General features: G+C 68.9%; 18 protein-coding genes. 11 read left to right on the top strand and 7 right to left on the bottom strand.

What is annotated here, in order from left to right; all coding sequences use genetic code 11:
* Positions 1 to 3 precede the first annotated feature (3 nt).
* A complete protein-coding gene (locus ACXJJ3_RS40105) occupies positions 4 to 2370 on the bottom strand; it encodes a glycoside hydrolase family 3 N-terminal domain-containing protein (RefSeq protein WP_458167255.1) in 2367 nt (788 codons plus the stop codon).
* Positions 2371 to 2618: 248 nt separating this feature from the next.
* Here ACXJJ3_RS40105 and ACXJJ3_RS40100 point away from each other — a divergent pair, with 248 nt between their 5' ends.
* The 3 genes from ACXJJ3_RS40100 to ACXJJ3_RS40090 all read left to right on the top strand — a co-directional run bounded on the left by ACXJJ3_RS40100 (position 2619) and on the right by ACXJJ3_RS40090 (position 5743).
* Positions 2619 to 3980 carry an extracellular solute-binding protein gene (locus ACXJJ3_RS40100; RefSeq protein WP_458167254.1) on the top strand — a complete coding sequence of 454 codons (1362 nt, stop codon included), beginning with the start codon at positions 2619 to 2621 and terminating at the stop codon, positions 3978 to 3980.
* 83 nt (positions 3981 to 4063) lie between these two features.
* Positions 4064 to 4906 (top strand): carbohydrate ABC transporter permease, encoded by an 843-nt coding sequence (locus ACXJJ3_RS40095; RefSeq protein ID WP_458171999.1) that lies wholly within the window; start codon positions 4064 to 4066, stop codon positions 4904 to 4906.
* Positions 4907 to 4909: 3 nt separating this feature from the next.
* On the top strand, positions 4910 to 5743 hold the full coding sequence (locus ACXJJ3_RS40090; protein WP_458167253.1) for a carbohydrate ABC transporter permease: 834 nt from the start codon (positions 4910 to 4912) through the stop codon (positions 5741 to 5743).
* On the opposite strand, the gene ACXJJ3_RS40085 is transcribed toward ACXJJ3_RS40090, so the two are convergent.
* Positions 5669 to 6094 carry a DoxX family protein gene (locus ACXJJ3_RS40085; protein ID WP_458167252.1) on the bottom strand — a complete coding sequence of 142 codons (426 nt, stop codon included), beginning with the start codon at positions 6092 to 6094 and terminating at the stop codon, positions 5669 to 5671. The genes ACXJJ3_RS40090 and ACXJJ3_RS40085 overlap by 75 nt on opposite strands.
* A 75-nt stretch (positions 6095 to 6169) precedes the next feature.
* Here ACXJJ3_RS40085 and ACXJJ3_RS40080 point away from each other — a divergent pair, with 75 nt between their 5' ends.
* Complete coding sequence (locus ACXJJ3_RS40080) at positions 6170 to 6724, top strand: TetR/AcrR family transcriptional regulator (RefSeq protein ID WP_458167251.1); 555 nt, start codon at positions 6170 to 6172, stop codon at positions 6722 to 6724.
* Here ACXJJ3_RS40080 and ACXJJ3_RS40075 read toward each other — a convergent pair.
* The 3 genes from ACXJJ3_RS40075 to ACXJJ3_RS40065 are packed head-to-tail and all read right to left on the bottom strand — an operon-like array spanning position 6646 to position 9232.
* Positions 6646 to 7440, bottom strand: coding sequence for an FAD:protein FMN transferase (locus ACXJJ3_RS40075; protein WP_458167250.1), 795 nt, complete (start codon positions 7438 to 7440; stop codon positions 6646 to 6648). The genes ACXJJ3_RS40080 and ACXJJ3_RS40075 overlap by 79 nt on opposite strands.
* Positions 7437 to 7859, bottom strand: coding sequence for an FMN-binding protein (locus ACXJJ3_RS40070; protein WP_458167249.1), 423 nt, complete (start codon positions 7857 to 7859; stop codon positions 7437 to 7439). Before ACXJJ3_RS40070 ends, ACXJJ3_RS40075 begins: the two co-directional genes overlap by 4 nt.
* Positions 7860 to 7864: 5 nt before the next feature.
* A complete protein-coding gene (locus ACXJJ3_RS40065) occupies positions 7865 to 9232 on the bottom strand; it encodes a ferredoxin reductase family protein (RefSeq protein WP_458167248.1) in 1368 nt (455 codons plus the stop codon).
* A 158-nt stretch (positions 9233 to 9390) separates the two neighbouring features.
* Here ACXJJ3_RS40065 and ACXJJ3_RS40060 point away from each other — a divergent pair, with 158 nt between their 5' ends.
* Genes ACXJJ3_RS40060 through ACXJJ3_RS40050 form a run of 3 tightly spaced genes read left to right on the top strand, consistent with a single transcriptional unit; the run spans position 9391 to position 15226 of the window.
* Positions 9391 to 11673: a HelD family protein gene (locus tag ACXJJ3_RS40060; RefSeq protein ID WP_458167247.1), complete on the top strand. Its 2283-nt coding sequence runs from the start codon at positions 9391 to 9393 to the stop codon at positions 11671 to 11673.
* Positions 11670 to 13457 carry an ATP-binding cassette domain-containing protein gene (locus ACXJJ3_RS40055; RefSeq protein WP_458167246.1) on the top strand — a complete coding sequence of 596 codons (1788 nt, stop codon included), beginning with the start codon at positions 11670 to 11672 and terminating at the stop codon, positions 13455 to 13457. The genes ACXJJ3_RS40060 and ACXJJ3_RS40055 overlap by 4 nt, the downstream gene beginning before the upstream one ends.
* Positions 13454 to 15226: an ABC transporter ATP-binding protein gene (locus ACXJJ3_RS40050; protein WP_458167245.1), complete on the top strand. Its 1773-nt coding sequence runs from the start codon at positions 13454 to 13456 to the stop codon at positions 15224 to 15226. Before ACXJJ3_RS40055 ends, ACXJJ3_RS40050 begins: the two co-directional genes overlap by 4 nt.
* Here the strand turns inward: ACXJJ3_RS40050 and ACXJJ3_RS40045 are convergent.
* Entirely contained in the window at positions 15217 to 16092 is an 876-nt protein-coding gene (locus ACXJJ3_RS40045) for a helix-turn-helix transcriptional regulator (protein ID WP_458167243.1), read from the bottom strand. The two genes, ACXJJ3_RS40050 and ACXJJ3_RS40045, sit on opposite strands and share 10 nt — an antisense overlap.
* Before the next feature lie 100 nt (positions 16093 to 16192).
* Here ACXJJ3_RS40045 and ACXJJ3_RS40040 point away from each other — a divergent pair, with 100 nt between their 5' ends.
* The 4 genes from ACXJJ3_RS40040 (at position 16193) to ACXJJ3_RS40025 (ending at position 21943) form a co-directional block, all read left to right on the top strand.
* Positions 16193 to 17227 carry a zinc-binding dehydrogenase gene (locus ACXJJ3_RS40040; RefSeq protein WP_458167242.1) on the top strand — a complete coding sequence of 345 codons (1035 nt, stop codon included), beginning with the start codon at positions 16193 to 16195 and terminating at the stop codon, positions 17225 to 17227.
* Positions 17228 to 17321: 94 nt separating this feature from the next.
* Positions 17322 to 18050 (top strand): hypothetical protein, encoded by a 729-nt coding sequence (locus ACXJJ3_RS40035; RefSeq protein WP_458167241.1) that lies wholly within the window; start codon positions 17322 to 17324, stop codon positions 18048 to 18050.
* A gap of 124 nt (positions 18051 to 18174) precedes the next feature.
* Complete coding sequence (locus ACXJJ3_RS40030) at positions 18175 to 20601, top strand: penicillin-binding protein (protein ID WP_458167240.1); 2427 nt, start codon at positions 18175 to 18177, stop codon at positions 20599 to 20601.
* A gap of 79 nt (positions 20602 to 20680) precedes the next feature.
* A complete protein-coding gene (locus ACXJJ3_RS40025; protein ID WP_458167239.1) occupies positions 20681 to 21943 on the top strand; it encodes an aminotransferase class I/II-fold pyridoxal phosphate-dependent enzyme in 1263 nt (420 codons plus the stop codon).
* Here ACXJJ3_RS40025 and ACXJJ3_RS40020 read toward each other — a convergent pair.
* A complete protein-coding gene (locus tag ACXJJ3_RS40020; RefSeq protein ID WP_458167238.1) occupies positions 21934 to 22446 on the bottom strand; it encodes a PaaI family thioesterase in 513 nt (170 codons plus the stop codon). The two genes, ACXJJ3_RS40025 and ACXJJ3_RS40020, sit on opposite strands and share 10 nt — an antisense overlap.
* Positions 22447 to 22489: the final 43 nt, after the last annotated feature.

Here is a 22489-nt window from a genome sequence, read left to right as displayed (position 1 = left end):
TCGTCACCCTCCTCCGGGGTCCGTGCTGATCGACACCGGCGTCGTCAGGACCCGGTCGTGCCCCACCACCCTCACATCCCCGGTCATCCGCAGCATCGCACGACACGGCAGGTCCAGCGCAGACGTGCCCACCATCACGTCGAACTCCCCCGGCTCGACGATCCGGCGCAGGTCCGGACCCGTGTACGCCGTGCGATCGGCATGCACGCGGAACGTGACATCGGCCGCCTGTCCCGGCTCCAACGACACCCGCGCGAACCCGGTCAGCAGCTTCAACGGCCGCGCCACCCGGGCGACCACGTCCCGCAGGTACAACTGCACAACCTCGTCACCGGCCCGGCCGCCGGTGTTCTGGACCCGCACGGTCGCGGTGAACTCGCCGTCGCTGCCGATCTCGGTCGCACTCAGCCGCAGGTCCTCGACGGAGAAGGTCGTGTACGACGCGCCGTAGCCGAACGGGTACAACGGCCGTGTCTCGAGACCGCTGATCCCCGCACTCTCGACGCTGCCCAACGCCGGCTGCAGGTACGTCCCCGGCTGCCCGCCGACGTGCCGCGGGATCTGCACCGGCAGCTTCCCGCTCGGCACGATCCGCCCGCTCAGCACCCCGGCGATCGCGGCCGCGCCTTCCTGCCCGGGGATGAACGCCTGCACCAACCCGGCGAGCCGATCCGCATACTCCCCGAGCGAGTACGGCCGCCCCGACACCACCACGAGCACGACCGGCTTCCCGGTGTCGAGCAACGCATCGACAAGCTCGCCCTGTACGCCGGGCAGCCGCAGGTCCTCGGCGTCACCCCCTTCCCCCGAGGTCCCGTGACCGAACAACCCCGACAGATCACCCACGAAGGCCACCGTCACGTCGGAGTCCTTGGCCAAGGCAACGGCCTGCTCGAACCCGGAGCGGTCGTCGCCCGTCACCGCACACCCCTCGGCGTACTCGACGCCGGACAACTCGTTGCGCAAGGCATCTAAAGGTGACTGGACGGTGATCCCCAGCCCGCGCTCCGGGTAGCGCGGCAGGACGTGGTTCGGGAAGGCGTAGCAGCCCATCAGCGTGCGGGGGTCGTTCGCGCACGGCCCTACTACGGCCACCTTCGTGAGGTTGGTGAGTGGGAGGGCCGTGCCCGCGTCGAGGAGGACGATCGACTTCTCGGCCAGCTCGGTCGCGATGCCCCTGTTCTGTTCCGAATCGAGGTCGATGGACTCGTTGCTCACCGAGCTTTCGGGAGTCCAGTCGGCGTCCAGGAGGCCGAGTTCGGCCTTCTGCTGCAGGATTCTGCGGGCGGCCCGGTCGATCAGGTCCTCGGAGAGTTCGCCGGAGCGGACCTTGTCGACCAGCCCGGCATACCCGACGGTGTCCGGGAGTTCCACGTCCGTCCCGGTCATCAGCGCGAGTACGCCGGCGTCCGCGTCGTCGGCGGCGACCCGGTGCATGGACGCCAGGAACGGCACCGCCCAGTAGTCCGACACGACGGTGCCCTCGAAGCCCCAGTCGTCACGCAGTACGTCGGTGAACAGCCACGGGTCGGCGCTCGCGGGCAGGCCGTCGAGGTCGGCGTACGAGCTCATCACCGACCCGGCGCCGGCGGTCGCGATCGCGGTCTCGAACGTCGGCAGGATGATGTCCAGCAGTTCGCGGCGGCCCATCGACACCGGCCCGTGGTTCCGGCCGGCGCGGGACGCGGAGTACCCGGCGAAATGTTTCAGCGTCGCGAGCACACCCGCGCTCTGCAGCCCGCGGACGTACGCCGAGCCCAGAATCCCTACCAGGTAAGGGTCTTCGCCGATCGTCTCCTCGACCCGTCCCCACCGGTAGTCGCGCACCACGTCGAGCACCGGCGACAGCCCCTGGTGGACGCCGACCGCGGCCATGTCCCGCCCGATCGCGGCCGCCATCCGCTCCACCAGCCCCGGGTCGAACGTCGCGCCCCACGCGATCGACGCCGGGTACACGGTCGCGCCGTACGTCGTGAAGCCGGTCAGGCACTCCTCGTGCACCAGCGCCGGTACGCCGAGCCGGGATCCCTTCAGCACCACCTCGTGCTGCCGGATCACCTCGGCGACGCCCTGCTCGACCGACTGCGGGTAGCTGCCCCAGACCCGGGTGAGGTGGCCGAGACCGTGCCGGCTCGCGTCCTCCAGCGAGAGCGAACCGCCGGTCGAGAACACGTCCTCCATCGGCGCGACGTTGATCGTCTCGTCCGGTGACCGCTCAGCCAGCTCCTGGTCGGCCATGTCGTTCCCGGCCCAGCGGCTGCCGAGCTGCGCGACCTTCTCCTCCAGCGTCATCGCCGCCAGCAGCAGTCCGGCCCGCTCGGCGGCAGGCAGCGACGGGTCGGACCAGGGGCGATCGGTCGAGCTGGACAAGAAAATCTCCATTCGTTTCGGTGAGCAATTATCGAAACTTTTCGATTCCCGCCGAGCGCCCCCACGACACTCGCACCGATCTGTGAATCTCCTGTCTGACCAGGCGATTGCGTGACCTCACTGTGACCCCGAAAAGTCCTTAGTTCAAGTCTTGACAGCCCTTTCCCCGAAATCTATGTTTCGAAAACAAGTCATATCGGCAGGTGCTTCCGCAACCTGTGGGGGCAGCACGGAGTACGGAGATCACTGTGGATCCCAACACGACATCCCGGCGTACTTTCCTAGGGCTGGTCGGCGGCGGCGCGCTGGCCGCCGGCCTCGCGGCCTGCGGTAGCTCCGGCCCGAGCAGCACTCCCGGTTCCACCACCGGTGCCGGTGGCGGCACCGGCAGCGGCGCCTCGTACTGGTTCCTCACCGGACAGCCGCAGCAGGCGATCCGCGAGGCGCAGGTCAAGCGGTTCAACGACGCGAACTCGAGCACCAAGCTCAAGACCACCGAGTTCCAGAACGACGCGTTCAAGCAGAAGATCAAGACCGCGATCGGGGCCGGCCAGGGCCCGACGCTGATCTGGGGCTGGGGCGGCGGCGGCCTGAAGAGCTACGTGCAGGCCAACCAGGTCGAGGACCTGACCGACTTCTTCAGCCAGAACGCGAAGCTCAAGGAGTCGATCTTCCCGTCCGCGTTCGGTGCCGCGACGGTGAACGGCAAGGCGTACGCGATGCCGGTCGAGACCGTGACCCCGATCGTGCTGTTCTACGACAAGCGCTCCTTCGAGAAGATCGGCGCCGAGCCCCCGAAGTCCTGGGGCGACATCATGGACCTGGTGCCGAAGTTCAACGCCAAGGGCATCGCGCCGTTCTCACTCGGCGGCCAGTCGCGGTGGACCAACATGATGTGGCTGGAGTTCCTGTTCGACCGGATCGGCGGCAGCGAGGTCTTCCAGAACATCTACGACGGCAAGAAGGACGGCTGGTCCGACCCGTCCGCGATCAAGGCACTCGAGGAGATGCAGAAGCTGATCAAGGCGAACGGCTTCATCAAGGGCTTCTCCTCGATCACCGCCGACTCGAACGCCGACCAGGCGCTGCTGTTCACCGGCAAGGCCGCGATGATGCTGCACGGCGCCTGGACGTACGGCAACATGAAGTCCTCCGGCGGCGACTTCGTCACCGGCGGGCACCTCGGCTACATGAACTTCCCGCCGGTCGACGGCGGCAAGGGTGACCCGAGCGACACCGTCGGCAACCCAGGCCAGTACCTGTCGATCTCATCGAAGGCCAGCGACGCCGACAAGGCGACCGCGAAGAAATTCCTCGCGAACTACACGCTGGACGACGCGTCCGTCGCGGACTGGGTGAAGTCGGGCAACATCGCGGTCGCGAAGAGCTCGAAGGACAAGCTCTCCGCGATCACGGACAAGAACGACTCCGAGTGGCTGAACTTCGTCTACGACACCTCGGCGAACGCGAAGAACTTCGCGCAGTCCTGGGACCAGGCGCTCAGCCCGACCCAGGCCGAGACCCTGCTCGACAACATCGCGAAGCTGTTCCAGCTGTCGATCTCGCCGCAGCAGTTCGCCAGCAACATGAACGCGGTGATTGGCCAGTGACCGTTACCGCTCCGCCCGTCGCACCGGCGGCTACCCAGCAACAACCGTCGTCCGGTGCCGGGCGGAGCGGTTCGGTGGCCTGGATGGTGCTGCCCGCACTCCTGCTGTTCGTCGTGTTCGGCGTCGTCCCACTGGTCGGCGTACTGGTCCTGAGCTTCACCCAGTGGGACGGGCTCGGCGCGATCCATCCGGCCGGGTTCGCCAGCTGGAAGACGGTGCTCACCGACCCGCAGCTGCCGCACAGCATCCTGGTGACCTTCGAGATCATGATCCTCTCGTGGGCCGTACAGACGCCGATGAGCCTGCTGCTCGGCACGTTCCTGGCCGGGCGGCAGCGGTACCGCGCGTTCCTCGCGGTGCTGTACTTCATCCCGCTGCTGCTCAGCTCGGCCGCGATCGCGATCACCTACAAGGCACTGCTGGACCCGAACTTCGGGCTCGGCGCCGGCCTGAAGATCGGCTTCCTCACCCAGGACTGGCTCGGCCGCAGCAACCTCGCGATCGGCGTGGTGATCTTCATCGTGTCCTGGCAGTTCATCCCGTTCCACTCGCTGATCTACCAAGGCGGCGTCCGGCAGATCCCGACCACGATGTACGAGGCGGCCTCGATCGACGGCGCCGGCCGGGTCCGGCAGTTCTTCAGCATCACGGTGCCGCAGCTGAAGTACACGATCATCACGTCCTCGACGCTGATGGTGGTCGGCTCACTGACCTTCTTCGACCTGATCTTCGTCCTCACCGCGGGCGGTCCCGGTGACGCCACCCGGGTGCTCGCGCTCGACATGTACAAGCGCGGCTTCATGTCCAACCAGATGGGCCCGGCCAGCGTGATCGCCGCGCTGATCGTGCTCCTCGGCCTCGCCCTCGCGCTGCTGCTGCGCAGGCTGGGCGGCAGTACGACGGCCAGCCAGCAGGAAGGTGCGTGAACGATGCGGGTCCGTAAACTCCTGCAGCTGAACTGGTTCGGCGGCCTGGCCGGCTGGATCTGGCTGTTGATCGTGCTGATCCCGCTGTACTGGATCGTGGTCACCAGCTTCAAGGACCAGAGCGCGTACTTCACCCAGAACCCGTTCGCACTGCCGTCCGCGCCGACCACGAACAACTACCAGCTGGTCATCCAGTCGGACTTCCCGCGGTACTTCCTGAACAGCGTGATCGTTACCGCGGGCACGATCATCCCGGCGGTCGCGATCTCGTTCATGGCGGCGTACGCCATCATCCGCGGCGCGGGCAGCAAGTTCCTTGCCGGGGTCAACGGCCTGTTCCTGATGGGACTGGCGATCCCGTTGCAGGCGACGATCATCCCGGTCTACCTGCTGATCATCAAGATGCACCTGTACGACAGCCTGCTGGCGCTGATCCTGCCGTCGATCGCGTTCGCGATCCCGCTGTCGGTCCTGGTGCTCGCGAACTTCATCCGCGACGTACCGAAGGAGCTGTTCGAGTCGATGCGGGTCGACGGCGCGTCCGAGTGGGGCATGATGCGCAAGCTCGCGCTGCCGCTCACCCGGCCCGCGCTGGTGACCGTCAGCATCTACAACGGCCTCGGCGTCTGGAACGGGTTCCTACTGCCGCTGATTCTCACCCAGAGCCCCGACAAGCGCACGCTGCCGCTGGCGCTGTGGACGTTCCAGGGGCAGTACAGCGTGAACGTACCGGCGGTGCTCGCCTCCGTCGTGCTGACCACGCTACCGATCGTGCTGCTGTACGCCGTGAGCCGCCGGCAACTGCTCAGCGGCCTCACCGCGGGCTTCAGCCGCTAGCAGCTTCCGGCTCCGGGGCCTGGTCGCCCACGACGCGAGCGCCAGTACGGCGAACGCGGCGGGGGCGACCATCCCGGAGTACTGCTGCGCCGCGAAGTTCGACGCCGCCGCACCGGTCATGTTGATCAGCACCCCGGCGTACGCCCACTCCTTCAGCCGCGGCAGCCCCGGTACGGCGATCACCACCGCCGCGGCGAGCTTGGCGCCGCCGAGGATCGTCGACAGGTAGCTCGGATACCCGAGGTCGATCAGCATCGGGTAGAACGGCGCCATCCTGAACAGGTCCATCACGCCGCCGACGGCACACTCCCCCACGACGATCGCGGTCGTGGCCCAATAGGTTCTTCGCATCCGACTCACCGGCTATCGAAACGGGTCCGTACTCTTCATCTAACGGTACGATAGCGTTTCGATGGAGGTGGATCAATGGTCTCTCGCGGCGACGGTGCGCGGCAGCGGATGCTCGAGGCCGCGCTCGCGGTGCTCGACGAGTCCGGCCTGGCCGGCTTCACGATGGAGGCGGTCGCGCGGCGGGCCGGTGCCAGCAAGGCGACGCTCTACCGCCGCTGGCCGACCACGGGCGCGCTGCTCGTCGACGCGATGGACGCGACGTACCGCCCGTTCCCGGCGCCGGACACCGGCTCGGTCGCCAAGGACGTCGCCGAGATCCTGACCGCGTTCGTGACACTCCTCGAACGGACGCCGTTCCCGCGACTGCTCGCCGCCTTCATCGACGCCGCCGAACGCGACCCCGCGCTCTCGGCGATCCACCAGGACCTCACCAACCGCCGCCGCGAGCCGATGCTCGCCGTACTGGAACGCGGCCGCGAGCGTGGAGAGCTACCGCCCGACACCGACCCCGAACTGACCACCGACCTGCTGACCAGTCCGTTCTTCTACCGTCACTTCGTTGCCCACCGCCCCATTCCGCGGCGCATGGTTGCCGACGTCATCGCCCGCGTACTGTCCCCGAAGACCTGACGCGTCCCGTCGGCCAGGATCACCAACCCGGCCCGGCCCGGTCGGGACTGCAACCACGCGAGCCCGTCCGCGCCGAGCGCGAACGCCGCGGTCGCGTCGATGTCGGCCTGGGTGAGCGATCGGTGCACGACCGTGACCGACGCCAGCACGATCGGCGTCACACCGGTCCGGGCGTCGGTGATGTGCCGGCCGCGGTGGCTGAGGCCGGAGGTGGCGATCGCGCCGTTGCGGATCGGCACCACCGCGGCCAGCTTGTCCGTCGCTTGCGGATCCTCGATCCCGACCCGCCACGGTTCCGCGTCCGGTCGGGAGACCCGGCAGGTCAGGTCGCCGCCGGCGCCGAGGCAGTAGTCCGTCGCCGGGAGCAGCGCGAGCTTCCGCGCGGCACGTTCCACCGCCCAGCCCTTCACCACCCCGCTCGGGTCGAGCCGGCGGTTCCGCCGTACGTCGAACGCGCCGCCGGACTCGATCCGGGCCTGCTCGCCGAGTGCGAGCACCTCCGCGACCTCGGGCGGGCAGTCCGCGATCGCCAGCGCCCCGCGGTTCAGTCGGGACACGTACGAGTCGCCGCGGTACGTGCTGAAGACCTCGTCGGCGGACCGCAGTACGTCGAGGACCTCGGACCACGCCCGGGCCGCGAGGTCGTCGTCGGTGTGCCGGCCGCGCAGGGCGAGGCTGATCGGCATGCCCATCACGTGCTCGACGTAACGCTTCATTTACCTTGATCCAACGCGCTCTGCAGGGACTGGATGTAGCCGCCGCTGGTCACGGTCGCACCGCTGACCATGTCGATCTGCGCGCTCTGCGCCCGCACGGTCTCGTTGATCAGGATCGGCAGCGCGTAGCTGTTGATCTCGGCGTCGCGGCGATTCCCGTTCGGGTACTGGACGACGTTCACCGCGGTGATCTTGCCGGCCTTCTCGGTCAGCTGCACCTGGACCGGTCCCCATTGGGTCTGGGCGACGCTACCGGTGACAGTGGATGCACCAGGCGTCGTTGTCGCAGGCGTTTCGTTGGCGCCGCCACCGATGGCCGGACCCACGGATGCCTGCGGGCCGGATGTCGAGGTGTGATAGGCGAACATCAGGACGACCGCCGAGACGGTCCCGAGAAGCCAGAGCACGATGCGTTTCACGGCGGTCACCACTTGAAGGTCTCGAGATGGAGCCGCTCGACCGGCAGGCCGGCGGCGAGCAAGGTGGCCCGGACAAGTTCGGTCCAGGGCTCGGGCCCGCACAGGTACACGTCCCGCTCGGCGATGTCCGGGATCCAGTGCAGCAACACGTGCAAGTCGTCGTACTCCGGGACTCCGGCGCCGAACCACGAATCCGGCGCGCGTCGTGGACCGGGCAGCGTCAGCAAGGACAGGCCGCGGTCGCTCCACAGGGCCTGGAACTCGTCGTGGAACAGCGGCTGGTCCGTGTACCGCTGGACGAGTACGGCGTCACCTGGCGCGTAGTCGAGTCCCTCCGCGAGTGCCCGCAGCGGCGTGACACCGACGCCCGCACCGATCAGCGCGATCTTCCGGCGGGTCCGGGCGCGGGGGCTCATCCGGCCGTACGGTCCCTCGACGAGGACGCGCGTACCGGGCTTGATCGCTCGGAGGGCGGCGCTGCCGTCGCCGGCGTCCTGGACGGTGATCCGGAGGCCGCGGCCGTCGGGGGCGGCCGAGAGCGAGTACGGGTTCGCGCGCGTCCAGCCGGGGCGGTCGAGGAAGCGCCACGAGAAGAACTGGCCGGGTTCGGCGCGGAGCCGGTCGAGGTGGTGCCCGCCGACGTACACCGAGAACACCCCGTCGGACTCCGGGACGACGGCGGTCACCCGCAGCCGGTGCAGGACGTTGCGCCAGACCGGTACGCCGATCCGGTACGTGAGGACGGTTCCCGCGGAGAGGGCCCAGGCCGTCCACCAGAACACGGTGCGGACGGGCGACGCGAGGAACTCCTGGCCGGTCCACAGCTGGTGCGGCAGCGCGAGGCCGACCCCGAGGTACGCGTACAGATGCAGGAGGTGCCAGGACTCGTACCGCAGCCGCCGACGGGCCGCGCGGATGCTCGTCAGGACGCTCAGGGACAGCGCGATGGTCCCGCCGACAGCCAGCAGCATGCCCGGGTAGTTGACGGTCAGGTCCCACAGCATCCCCGGTGTCTTGGCCAGCTCGCCCTCCGCGTAGCCCCACGTGATCGCGACCACGTGCGCGAGCATCAGGTTGAACGACGTGAACCCGGTGATGCGGTGGATGCGTGCCAGCCGGTCCTGCCCGAACGCGGCCTCCAGCAGCGGCACCCGGGCCATCAGAACGACCTGAGCGAGCAGCAGTACGGCGGCACCGAGGCCGGTCAGCCGGCCGATCGAGGTCAGGCCGGTCGCCCAGCCGCGGAGCTCCTGGATGCCGCCGCCGGCCACCCACCAGTACGTGACGAGCAGCAGGCTCAGCCACAACACAGCGAGCGCGCCGAGCCGGACGGCCTCGTCGGTGCGAGCCCGCTGCCCGAGCGGCTCGTGCACAGCGGTTGCGAACACACCTCAGTGTCGGCTCGCGTGCTGAGCAGAAGCTTCGGCTTGGCTGGCAGTCCGCTGTGAAGTATCGTGGGGTATTTGTGCCGGGAAATGAAAAGAAGCCCTCTCGGGGCTTCCAACATCAGAATATCAAAGCTTTTCGGACAATGCAATACAACAGATCGGGGGCAGGGGTGCTGGAGAACGAGATCGCCGCAGAGCAAGGGGATGTGACGGCGATGTACGCGCGGCTCGACGTACTGCGGGAAAAGGCCCGGGGCGAACTCGGCCGGGTCCAGGTGGAGGAAACCGTGGGCACCGACCAGGCCGCCTCGGAACGGGAATCCTTCACGCGGCTGTATTCCGGGCGGTTCACGCAATTGTCGTCGGTGGAACGCGGACTGTGCTTCGGCCGGATCGACGAGACGGCCGGCGAACGGTTCCACATCGGCCGCATCGGACTGTTCGACGACGACTACAACCCGTTGCTGATCGACTGGCGGACGCCGGTCGCGCAGGTGTTCTACCGGGCGACCTCCGCGGAGCCGCTCGGCGTCAAGCGCCGCCGGCACATCCGGCTGCACGGCCGGACCGTCGTGGGCGTCGACGACGACCTGCTCGACGCGGCCGCGCTCGGCGACAACGAACGCGGCACGCTGATCGGCGAGGCCGCGCTGCTCTCGTCGCTCGCCGCCGGCCGCACCGGGCGGATGAACGAGATCGTCGCCACGATCCAGTCCGAGCAGGACGAGATCATCCGCTCCGGGCTGCCCGGAGTACTCGTCGTCCAGGGCGGCCCCGGGACCGGCAAGACCGTGGTCGCACTGCATCGGGCGGCGTACCTGCTCTACACGCATCGCGAGCAGCTCGGGCGGTCCGGCGTACTCGTCGTCGGGCCGAACACGACGTTCCTGCGGTACATCGACGAGGTCCTCCCCTCGCTCGGTGAGAACGACGTCGTACTCGCGACCGTGAGCGAGCTGTTCCCGGGCGTGACGGCGACCGCGCCGGAGTCCGCCGAGGCCGCGCGGATCAAGGGCGAGCTCGCGATGGCCGACGTGATCGCGCAGGCGATCGCCGGGTTCCGGATCGTGCCGACCCAGCCGGTCCGGCTGAAGCTGAACTCGGAGGAGCTGGTCCTGCGCCCGGACGCGATCCGGAAGGCGCAACGCGGCGCACTCGCCGCACAACCCCTGCACAACCGGGCGCGGCCGCTGTTCGTCCGCCGGATCCTGCAGACGCTCACCAACCAGGTCGTGCAGCGGATCGGCAAGCAGTACGTCGGCGACACGGACATCGAGGACATCCAGCAGGAACTGTTCGACGACGACCAGGTCCTCGAACTGCTCGACCGGTTGTGGCCCGAGCTCACACCGCAGCTGCTCGTCTCGGTCCTGTTCTCGTCGGACGACCGCCTCGCGACCGCCGCGCCGTACCTCACCGGGGCCGAGCGTTCCGCCGTACTGCGGCCACTCTCCCCGGACTGGTCACCGTCGGACGCCGCCCTGCTCGACGAGGCCGCCGAGCTGCTCGGCGACACCGCGGAGATCGTTGCCGGACGCAAACGTCAGGCCTCGGAGGCGGCCGCCGCGGAGGACGCGAACCGGGAGTACGCGAGCGGCGTCGTCGACATCGAGCTGACCGCCGAGCGGATCGACGTGATGCCCTGGGAGATCGAGCAGTTCCGCGACCTGATCGCCCAGCGGACCCAGCAACTCGCGAACCCGGCACCGTCCGACGACCACGCCTTCGACCGCGGCGTCGACCGTACGGCGGTGTTCGGCCACGTGATCGTCGACGAGGCCCAGGAACTGTCCGCGATGGACTGGCGGATGCTGATGCGCCGGGCCCCACGCCGCTCGATGACGCTGGTCGGCGACATCGCCCAGACCGGCTCCCCCGCCGGCGTCCGCTCCTGGGCCGAACTCCTCGACCACTACGCCCCACGCCGCTGGCGCACCGCCGAACTTACCGTCAACTACCGCACCCCGTCCGAGATCATGACCGTCGCCGCCTCGGTCCTGGCCGCGATCGACCCCACCCTCCGACCACCCACGTCCGTCCGCGACACCGGCACCCACCCCTACCTGGACCCGGTCCCCCCTCGTGCCCTCCTGGACGCCGTCCGCACCGCCGTCAAAACCGAACGCGCCGCCCTCACCGACGGCCGCCTGGCCGTCATTGTCCCCACCTCCCGCTACACCGAATTCGCCGCCGCCCTCCCCGACGTAGCCCACACCCACGACCCCTCCGTCCTCGACGGCACCGCAGCCCTCCTCGACGTCCCCCAATCCAAAGGCCTCGAATTCGACACCGTCCTGATCGCCGACCCCACCACCATCCTGACCGAATCCGACCAAGGCCTCTCCGACCTCTACGTAGCCATCACCCGAGCCACCAAACGCCTGACAATCCTCGGCGACCTCCCACCGGTCCTGAGGCAGGGATGAGCAGCCGCGGGCCACACCGCTACCTCCAGCACGCTCGGGTGCTCTGGACGGCAGCACCGGTCTGGTCGACGCTCGCGCTGACGCTGACGCTCATCGAGGCAGCCGTTCGAACCGGCCTGATGATCGCGATCGGCCTCTTCGCCGGCTCTCTCGTCGAGCCGAAGCCGCAGACCGTGTGGCCGCGTTTCTGGCTGGTCGCCGAACTGCTCCTCATCGGGCCGATCATCCAGGCGTCGCTCACGGTCGTCACGGCACGCTGCTCGGTCGCGTATCTGCGGTACGTCGTCGACCTCGCGGCCGAGGTCGGCCTGCACCCGCGCGGGATCGGGCATCTGGAGAGCCCCGACTTCGCCGGGCGGCTCCGCACGGTCGTGACCGCCCTGCGGGACTGGTCATTCGTGACCGGTGTCAACGTCACCTGGTCGATGATCGGTCCGCGGCTGGCCGGCGTCGGCGCGATCGCCGTCCTGGTTCCGTGGCGGTGGTGGGTACCGCTCGTGGTCGCGGCGGCGTTCTTCCTGGTCTCGAAGATCTTCACCGACTGGATCAGCCTGGCGTTCGACGAACTGCTCGCGACTGCCGGAGACGGTCGGCGCCGGGCCGGGTACCTGCGCGGGCTGCTCACCCGATCCGACTCCGCGAAGGAGGTCCGGCTGTTCGGCCTGACCGACTGGCTCGCCGACGTGTACCGGATGACCTGGTACGACGCGATGACGCCGCTGTGGAAGGCGCGCCGCCGCGGCCTCGGACCGGTGCTCCTCGCCTGCCTGGTGATGGCGGTGACGGTCGGCGGCGCCCTGGTACTGATCGGGTCCGACGTGACGGCCGGGGTGGTCTCCTTGGCCGGTGCGGTGACGATGGTCCAAGCGGTCCTCCGGCTCCAGAGCTTCGGCGTACTCGGGGATGTCAGTACTGCGCTCGCGCGGAACACCTCGACGTTGGGAGCACTGGTGGAGCTGCGGGAAGAGCTCGGCCTACCGGCGATCTCGCCGGCACTCCCGTCGACAACCGCGCGGCGGCAGCCGGGGAGCGCCGCGGACGTTCGTCTGCAGGATGTCAGCTTCACGTACCCGGGGCAGACCGGACGAGCAGTCAACCAGATGACGCTCGAGATCCCCGCCGGTCAGTCCGTCGCGCTGGTCGGCATCAACGGCGCCGGCAAGTCGACGGTCGTGAAACTGCTCTGCGGACTTTACGCACCTGACGAAGGAACCGTGCGGGTCGACGGCGGCGATCCCGCGCTCGACGAGAGCATCCGGCGCCGAGTCGCGGCGATCTTTCAGGACTTCGCGCACTATCCGCTGTCGTTGCGCGACAACGTGGTACTCGGGCCTGCGGATCAGGTCTCGACCGAACGTGCACTCATCGACGCCGGTGGCGCAGCCTTGCTCGGTCAGCTGGACCGTGCTTGGGACACCGTGCTGTCCACGGAGTACGACGGCGGTACGGATCTGTCCGGCGGGCAGTGGCAGCGGGTCGCCCTGGCGCGGGCGCTCGCCGCGGTCGCGGACGGAGCAGGAGTACTCGTGCTGGACGAGCCCACGGCGGCGCTCGACGTACGGACGGAAGCGGCCTTGTTCGAGCGGTTCCTAGACGTCACACGCGGGGTGACGACCGTGCTCGTCAGTCATCGGCTGTCCAGCGTCCGGCACGCCGATCGGATCGTCGTACTAGCGGACTCCGGCATCGTCGAGGACGGCAGCCACGAGGAGCTCCTCGCCCTCGACGGCCGCTATGCCGAGCTGTTCACGCTGCAAGCGCGTCCCTTCACGGAGTCGCGATGAGCCCCGCGTGGCGGGGCGTGGCCCTGGTCGTGGGGACCACCATCAAGACCAGTCCGGCCCAGTCCTTGCTCTGTTTGCTCGAGACGATCGGCAAGGTACTGGCCGCGTTGACCCCGCTGTTCGTCGGGATCTTCGCCGGCGCGGCGGTCGATCGCGATCTGAGCCGGATGGTCTTCGCCGCCCTCGCACTGGTCGGCTCGACCGCAGCGAACACCGCGCTGCAAGCCATCGGGGTGAACGCACGAGTCCGGCAGATGGAGCTGCTCGGGCATGTCTTCGACGCGCAGATCGCGGATCTCACCGCCCGTATCCCGACGCTCGACCACCTGGAGACCGCGCAGTACGCCGACAAGCTGCAGATCCTGCGCGACAACGAGAATGTGCTCGGCGGTGCGCTGAACACGATCATCAACACCCTGAACACCTTGGCGTACGCCGTCAGCGTCCTGCTGGTGGCGATCACCGCGGACTGGCGGCTGTCGGTCCTGGTCGCGATCGGCGCCGCCCGTCTCCTCACGGCCGGCTGGTCGTTGCGCTGGGACACCGCCGCCGAGGAGGCGAGCGCCGCGCCGGGTCGCCTGACCCACCAGTTGCTCGAGCTGACCGCCTCGCCGACAGCCGGCGCCGAGGCCCGCGTATTCGGCCACCAGCAGGAGTTGCGGCGCCGGGTCCGTGAGGCTGTCGCCGGTTGGCGGCGTCCGATCGCCCGGGCTGACGGTCGCAAGGCGGCCCTCGCGGCGGTCCACTCCGGCGTGTTCTTCAGTACGGCGATCCTGGTGCTGGCGTGGATGACTCGAGACGTGCTCGCGGGCACCGTGTCCGTACAGTCCCTGGTCGTCGCGGTCGGCGTACTGCAAGGCCTGCAGAGCGTGAGTTCGTCTTTCGCGGGCGCGGTCGGCGGTATCGGAAAGGTCGCGCGCAACTGCGGTCGCTTCATCTGGCTCCGCGACTACGCGGCCTCCGTTGTGGCGGGCAACGAGTTGCCGCCGCATCAGCTGGACGCCGGCATCCGCTTGGAAAAGGTGAGCTACCGGTACGGCGGCACGCAGCGGGCCTCGCTGACCGACGTGACGCTGCACCTGCAGCCCGGGTCTGTTGTCGCGATCGTCGGCGAGAACGGCGCCGGGAAGTCCACCCTGGTGAAGCTTCTGGCCGGTCTCCACCGTCCGGACACCGGCCGCATTCTTGTCGACGGCAACGACCTGTCCAGGCTGGATCCGGAGGCGTGGCGATCGCGGATGTCCGGCGCCTTCCAGGACCACGTCCGGTTCGAGTTCACCGCACAGCATGCGGTCGGCGCGGGCGACGTCGCCGTACTCGATGATCGTCGGCGCGTACGGCGGGCCGTCGTCGACGGTGCCGCCGAGGAGGTCGTCGCGAGCCTTCCGGCCGGCCTCGATACCCAGCTCGGGACGACCTGGCCGGACGGCGTCGAGCTGTCCGGTGGCCAATGGCAACGAATCGCGATCGCCCGCGGGATGCTGCGGCCCGCACCGCTGCTGCTGATCCTCGACGAGCCGACGTCCGCGCTCGACGCGATCACCGAACACACGCTCTTCGAGCGGTACGCCGCCGCGAGCCGGCAGACGAGGCAGCGTGGCGGCGTGACCGTGCTGGTCACACACCGGTTCTCGACGGTTGCGGCGGCCGACCTGATCGTCGTACTCGATGAAGGCCGTGTGGTCGAAAGCGGATCACACACCGAGCTGCTCGCTCGTGGCGGGCCGTACGCGGAGCTGTACGAGCTGCAGGCACGCGGCTACCGCTGACCGCGCTCTTCCTTGTCCTGGGCAACGGTTTGGTGGGTGGCGGACCAGCTGGCGAGGAGTTTGAGGGCGTCGGCGGTGGGGGTGTTGGCGGGGGCGGTGTAGACGACCATGGTGAGGCCGGGGTCGGAGGGGAATTCCATGGCTTCGAAGTCGATCTCCAGGTTGCCGACGACGGGGTGGTGGAGTTTCTTGCGGCCGGAGCGGTGGAAGCGGACGTTGTGGTCGGCCCAGCGGGTGCGGAAGGTTTCGCTGCGGGTGGAGAGTTCGCCGATCAGGTCGCTGAGGGCCTTGTCGTGGGGGTTCTTGCCGGCTTGCAGGCGGAGGACGGCGGCGATGTCGTCGGCGGCGCGGTCCCAGTCGACGAAGAAGGTCCGGGCGGCGGGGTCGAGGAACGTGAAGCGGGCGGTGTTCGGGTGCGGGTCGGTGAAGAGGGAGGTGTAGAGGGCACGGGACAGGTGGTTCGCGGCGAGGATGTCGAACTGGGCGTTGCGGATCCAGGCGGGGGCGTCGGTGATTGCCTCGAGCACCTGTTGGAGAGCGGGGCGGACGCCTTTGGTGGCGGTACGGCGGCGTACCGGTGTGGCGTCGGACTCACGGGCCAGGGCGAACAGGTGGTCGCGTTCGGCGTCGTCCAGCTGCAGGGCGCGGGCCAGGGACTCCAGGACGCTCTCGGAGGCGCCGGCGAGGTTCCCGCGCTCCAGGCGGACGTAGTAGTCGACGGACACGCCTGCCAGCAGCGCGACCTCCTCGCGGCGCAGGCCCTTCACCCGGCGGTTGCCGCCGTACACCGGGAGGCCGGCCTGCTCGGGCGTGAGCCGTGCACGCCGGGAGCTCAGGAACTCCTTGATCTCCGCCCGGTGGTCCATGTCTCCAGCCTACGGACCGCGCTCACGCGGAGGGGGGCACTGGCATTACCTGGAACGACAGGCACTGCCGCGGCCCGCGGGCACCGCCTTCACTGGAGCCATGCGAGCGACTTACATGTACGGCGCCGGAGATGTGCGGGTGGTCGACGTACCGGATCCGGCGATCCGGCAACCAACAGATGCCGTGGTGCGGGTGGTGCGGTCCTGCATCTGCGGGAGCGACCTGCACCCGTACCACAACCTGCCGGACACGCCCGGCGGGAAGACCATGGGACACGAGTTCGTCGGCGTCGTCGAGGACGTCGGGCGGGACGTCGGCACGCTGCGGAAGGGCGACTTCGTGATCGCGCCGTTCGCATGGTCCGACGGGACGTGTGACTTCTGCCGGGAGGACCTGCAGACGTCGTGCCGGCACGGCGGGTTCTGGAACGCGAACGGCGTGGACGGCTGCCAGGCGGAGGCGGTCCGGGTACCGCAGGCCGACGGCACGCTCGTCAAGGTGCCGGACGCGGACCCGGCGCTGCTGCCGTCGCTGCTGACGCTGTCCGACGTCTACGGCACCGGGTACCACGCGGCGCTCAAGGGCGGCGTGTCCGCGCGGACCTCGGTCACCGTGATCGGCGACGGCGCGGTCGGGCTGCTCGCCGTCCTCGCGGCGCGGCAGTTCGGGGCCGAGCGCATCGTGCTGATGGGCCGGCACAAGGACCGGACCGACCTGGGCGTCGACTTCGGCGCGACCGACGTGGTGGCGGAGCGCGGTACGGAGGGGATCGAGAAGGTGCGCGAGCTGACCGGCGGCGACGGTACGCACGTCGTCCTCGAGGCGGTCGGGCACCTGCCGGCGTACGAGCAGGCGCTCGGCGTCGTCCGCGCCGGCGGGGTGATCAGCCGGGTCGGCGTTCCGCAGTACGACGAGGCGCCGATCGGGTTCGGCACGCTGTTCCTGCCGAACGTCACGCTCACCGGCGGACCGGCCCCGGCGCGGGCCTACATCGAGCGGCTGCTCCCCCACGTCCTCGACGGCACGGTCGAGCCGGGCAAGGTGTTCGACCGGACGATCGGCTTCGACGCGATCCCGGACGGGTACGCCGCGATGGACGCCCGGAGCGCGCTCAAGGTGCTGATCGAGCCCTGACGCGACACGGCACGGACGGCAGTTGGACCGTCACCGGCTGCTAGCCTCGGCGCAACGGACGTTGACGGCTCGAGGCAGTGGGGGCGACTGCACGGTGGCTGAGACAGACCCCGCGGACGACGAGAGCGGCAAGACGGAGAAGAGCTGGTTCGGGCGGCATCAGCAGGCCGCCTGGATCGCCGCCGGTACGAGCATCGTGGTGGCGCTGATCACGACCCTGGTCCCGATCCTCGGCTCGTCCGGCGACGACAACAAGGTGGCCGGCCCGACGACCGCCACGTCGGGTCCGGTCACAGTACCGATCACAGTCCCCGTCACCGTGCGCACGACCGTCCAAACCACCGTGCCGCCGTCGCCAAGGCCCATCACGCCCGCCCCACCGCCTACCCGGTCCGCTACGAAGCCGACGGCCTCACAACCGGTGGAAACGACCTCCATGGTGGGCACGGTGCTCTGGCAGGGCTCGATGCTGCTCGACACCTACGCCAAGGACCTGGACGTCGCCCCGCCCGGCCCCGCGAGCGACTACAGCTCCGACGGCGACGTCTACATGCTGCTCGGCCAGCAACTGTCGGCGATGAACCGGACCCTGCTCGCCCGCTGGAAGAAGCAGTCCCCCAGCCTGCCGGGGTACCGCGACTGCGCCGCCACGATCGCCGCGGGCGACATCCAGGACCAGCAGCCGCTGGCGAAGTCGGAGGTGCTCTGCCTCCAGACCACCTCCGGGAACGTCGCCCGCCTCCGCGTCACCGCACTGCCCCAGAACGGCTCCGGCATCCCGTACCGGGCCACGTTCGACGTGGTCGTCTGGAGTGCCGACTGAGCGCCCCGGAACGTCGGCGCGCAGTGAACCGGCGGTCACCAAAGGTGAAATCGTTGGCTTAATGTGTAAATTCCGTAACGAGGAGACTCCCGGAAAGCCCTCACCTCACGTAACCTGCCCAACCATGCACAGAGGCGAGCGGCGGGCCAAGCGGCCCAACGTCGTGTGGTCGGTGTTCGTGTTCCTGGTGGCCAGCGCGGTGGCCGGAGCGCTGACCGCCGGCCTGGCCCTACCGTTCGCCGGCCTGATCGGCGTCACCACGGCGAAGGCGCACGACTCGGTCCAGTACCTGCCCCAGGACCTGGAGACGGCACCGCTGGCCCAGAAGTCGATCATCCAGGACGCCGAGGGCCGGGTGATCGCGACCCTGTACCAGCAGAACCGGACGCCGGTCACGCTCAAGCAGATCAGCCCGATCATGCTGAAGGCGATCGTCGCGATCGAGGACGACCGGTTCTACGAGCACGGCGCGCTGGACTTCAAGGGCACCCTCCGGGCGCTGCTGCGGAACCAGTCGTCCGGCGGTGTCCAGCAGGGCGGCTCGAGCATTACCCAGCAGTACGTGAAGCAGACCCTGATCAACAAGGCCCGCACCCCGGAAGAGGTCAAGCAGGCCACCGCCGAGACGTACGAGCGGAAGGTCGCCGAGCTGCGCTACGCGATCGCGGTCGAGAAGCAGATGACCAAGGGCCAGATTCTGAACGGCTACCTGAACCTGGCCTTCTTCGGCGACCGCTCGTACGGCGTCGAGGCCGCGGCCATGCACTACTTCGGGGTACACGCCGCCAAGCTCACCCTGCCGCAGGCCGCGATGCTCGCCGGGATCGTGAAGAACCCGACCGGCTACGACCCGATCGACAACCCGAAGCGCGCCAAGGCCCGTCGCGACGTGGTGCTGCGGCGGATGCAGGAACTGAACGTCATCACCGCCAAGCAGGCCCAGGACGCGTTGAAGACGCCGGTCCTCGACCCGGCGAAGGTCCGGGTCGTCCCGAGCGGCTGCGCGAACTCGAAGTACCCGTTCTTCTGCGAGTACGTGGTGGCGAAGCTGAAGGAGAACAACGCCTTCGGCAAGACCAAGGAGGAGCGCGAGAACTACATCGAGACCTCCGGCCTGGTGATCAAGACCTCGCTCGACCAGAAGGCGCAGAAGGCCGCCGAGACCTCGATCGCGCAGCACGCCAAGGCCACCGACGACGTGATCGGCGCGGTCACTATGGTCGAGCCCGGTACCGGCCTGGTGAAGGCGATGGCGCAGAGCCGCCCGTACGGCTCGAAGAAGGGGCAGACGGCGTACAACTACAACGTCGAGAAGTCGTACCCCGGTGGTTTCGGCGGGTTCCAGAACGGGTCGACGATGAAGGCGTTCACGATCGCCGCCGCGATCGCCCGCGGGGTGCCGACGACGTACCGGATCCGGTCACCGCAGACGATCGACCTGAGCGGCAAGAACTTCGAGACCTGCAACGGCCCGACCTCGGCCGACAACTACACCCCGAAGAACTCGACGAAGACGGTCCTCGACCCGTCGATGGTGGACGCGGCCCGCGCCTCGACCAACACGTACTTCCTGCAGCTCTCGCAGCAGATCGGCCTGTGCCCGATCGCCACCATCGCGAACCAGCTCGGCATGTACGACGCCCAGGAGCTCAAGCCGCTCAAGCAGGTCGTCTCGTACACGCTGGGTTCGGCCGGTCTGGTGACGCCGATGATGCTGTCCAACGCGTACGCGACGTTCGCGGCCCGCGGCATGTACTGCAGCCCGCAGGTGATCACCTCGGTCATGTCGCTGAAGACCAACAAGCCGATCCCGACCCCGGGACCGAACTGCCACCGGGTGCTCTCGCCGGGCGTCGCGGACGGCGTGAACTACGTGCTGCAGCAGGTGATGGCCAAGGGCGGCACCGGCGCGAAGCTGAAGTTCGGCAACAGCGACCTGGCCGGCAAGACCGGTACCATCCAGAACAATGTGGCGGTCTGGTTCGCCGGGTACTCGACCCGGCTCGCGGCCGCGTCCGTGGTCGCCGACGCCGATCCGAAGATCGAGAACATGATCGGCCAGACCCTGAACGGCAAGCGGCTCGACGACGCGTCCGGTTCCGGCACCGCGGGTCCGATCTGGGAGACCGCCATGCAGCTCGCGCTGCAGGGCCTGCCGTCGACGAAGTTCGTCAAGGCCGACGACAAGATCATCCGCGGCAACGTCAAGGACCTGCCGTACCTGAAGGGCATGACGCCCGCCGACGCCGCCGCCAAGCTGCTGTCGATGGGCTTCAAGGCGCAGATGGACCACGGCGCCCGCGTCGACTCCGACGCCCCGAACGGCACGGTCGCCTGGACCAACCCCCGCCAGGAGGACGGCGCTCCGGCCGGCGCGACGGTCACGTTGTTCATCTCGAACGGCAGCAAGGCCCAGCCGACCACACCCCCGTCCACGCCGGTCACTCCCCCGGTGACCCCACCCGTCCCCCCGCCGACGATCAAGCCGCCGCCGAACGTGCCGACCTGTTTCCCGGGGAGCCCGCAGTGGCCGAAGTGCAAACACGGCTGACTCCGCACCCTTCAGATCAGGCGTCCGCAGGTAGTCACTAGGCTTGGGCCAACACCAAGTACTTGTGAAAGGACTCCCCGTGAGTGTCGATGAGCTGACTGCCCAGGTCGAGCGTGCGCGCCAGGACTACGAAACGCTGGTCGCGAAGGGGCTCAAGCTGGATCTGACGCGCGGGAAGCCGTCGCCCAAGCAGCTCGACGCGGCGAACGGCGTGCTCGGGCTGGCTGGGGAGCCGGTCGCGGCGGACGGGACCGACCTGCGGAACTACGGCGGGCTGAACGGGCTGCCCGAGGTGCGGGCGATCTTCGCCGGCGACCTGCAGGTGCCGGTCGACCAGCTGCTCGCGGCGGGCAACTCGAGCCTCGAGCTGATGCACGACGCGGTCGTGTTCGCGCTGCTCGGCAAGGTGCCGGGCGCGGAGACCCGGTGGGCCGACGTCGAGGGGCTGTCGTTCCTCTGCCCGGTGCCGGGATACGACCGGCACTTCGGGATCTGCGAGCGGTACGGCATCACGATGATCCCGGTGCCGATGACCGCCGAAGGCCCGGACATGGACGTGGTCGAGCGGCTGGTCGCCGAGGACGCCGCGATCAAGGGCATCTGGTGCGTGCCGAAGTACAGCAACCCGGACGGCACGGTGTACTCCGACGAGACCGTGCGCCGGCTCGCCGCGATGGAGACCGCGGCGCCGGACTTCCGGATCTTCTGGGACAACGCGTACGCCGTGCACCACCTGACGGACTCCCCCGCGCAGCTGGCCGACGTCCTCGCGCTGTGCGCCGAGAACGGGCACGCCGACCGGGCGTTCGTGTTCGGGTCGAGCTCGAAGATCACCTTCGCCGGGGCCGGGGTCGCGTTCTTCGGGTCCTCGCCGGACAACCTCAAGTGGTGGCTGAGCCACACGGTCAAGCGCAGCATCGGCCCGGACAAGATCAACCAGCTGCGGCACGTGCAGTTCCTCCGCGACGCCGACGGTCTGCGCGAGCACATGCGGACCCTGGCCGCGCTGATCCGGCCGAAGTTCGACGCGGTCGACAAGATCCTCACCGCGGAGCTCGGCGGCACCGGACTGGCGTCCTGGACGGCGCCCGCCGGTGGGTACTTCGTCAGCCTGGAGGTGCCGGAGGGCTGCGCCCGGGAGGTGGTCGCGAAGGCGAAGGCGGCCGGGATCGCGATCACGCCCGCCGGGGCGACGCACCCGTACGGCGACGACCCGACGGACCAGGTGATCCGGATCGCGCCGACGTACCCGGAGCTCCCGGAGGTGGAGGCCGCGATCACCGGCCTGGCCACCTGTGTCCGGCTGGTCGCCTCGGAGAAGTTGCTCGCCGATCAGGCCTGAGGCAGTTCGAAGATCAGGCAGCTCGAGGTTGCGTGGGCGAGGAGTTTGCCGCGTTCGTCGTACAGGTGCGCTTCGGCGACCGCCGTACGGCGACCGCGGCTGATGATCCCGCCCTCGCAGCGCAGCAGGCCGGACTGGATCGTGACCGGCTTGATGAACCGGGTCATCAGGTCGAGCGACGTGTAGCCGACGCCGGCCGGCAGCGTCGAGTGCACGGTGCAGCCGGCGGCGGTGTCGAGGAGTGTCGCGATGACACCCCCGTGCACGGTGCCGAGCGGGTTGTAGTGGAACTCGGCGGCCGGCATCAGCACGGTCACCTTGCCCTCCTCCACCTCGATCCCGCTGCCGCCGATCAGGTGCAGGATCGGCGGCGCCGGGAGGTCGCCGTCGCGCATCGCCTGCAGCATCTCCAGGCCGGACGATCGTCCGAGCCGGGCCGCCGTCGCCGCCGGATCGGCCCATTCGAAGGTCCGGCTCCGCTCCGCCTGCTGAGTCTCCGTCATGGATCGAGCCTCACACCCGCTTGCTAAGTCTGTCAACGAGACT

It is taken from the genome of Kribbella sp. WER1, assembly GCF_054189145.1.
This window is presented reverse-complemented; position numbering and strand designations above follow the sequence as displayed.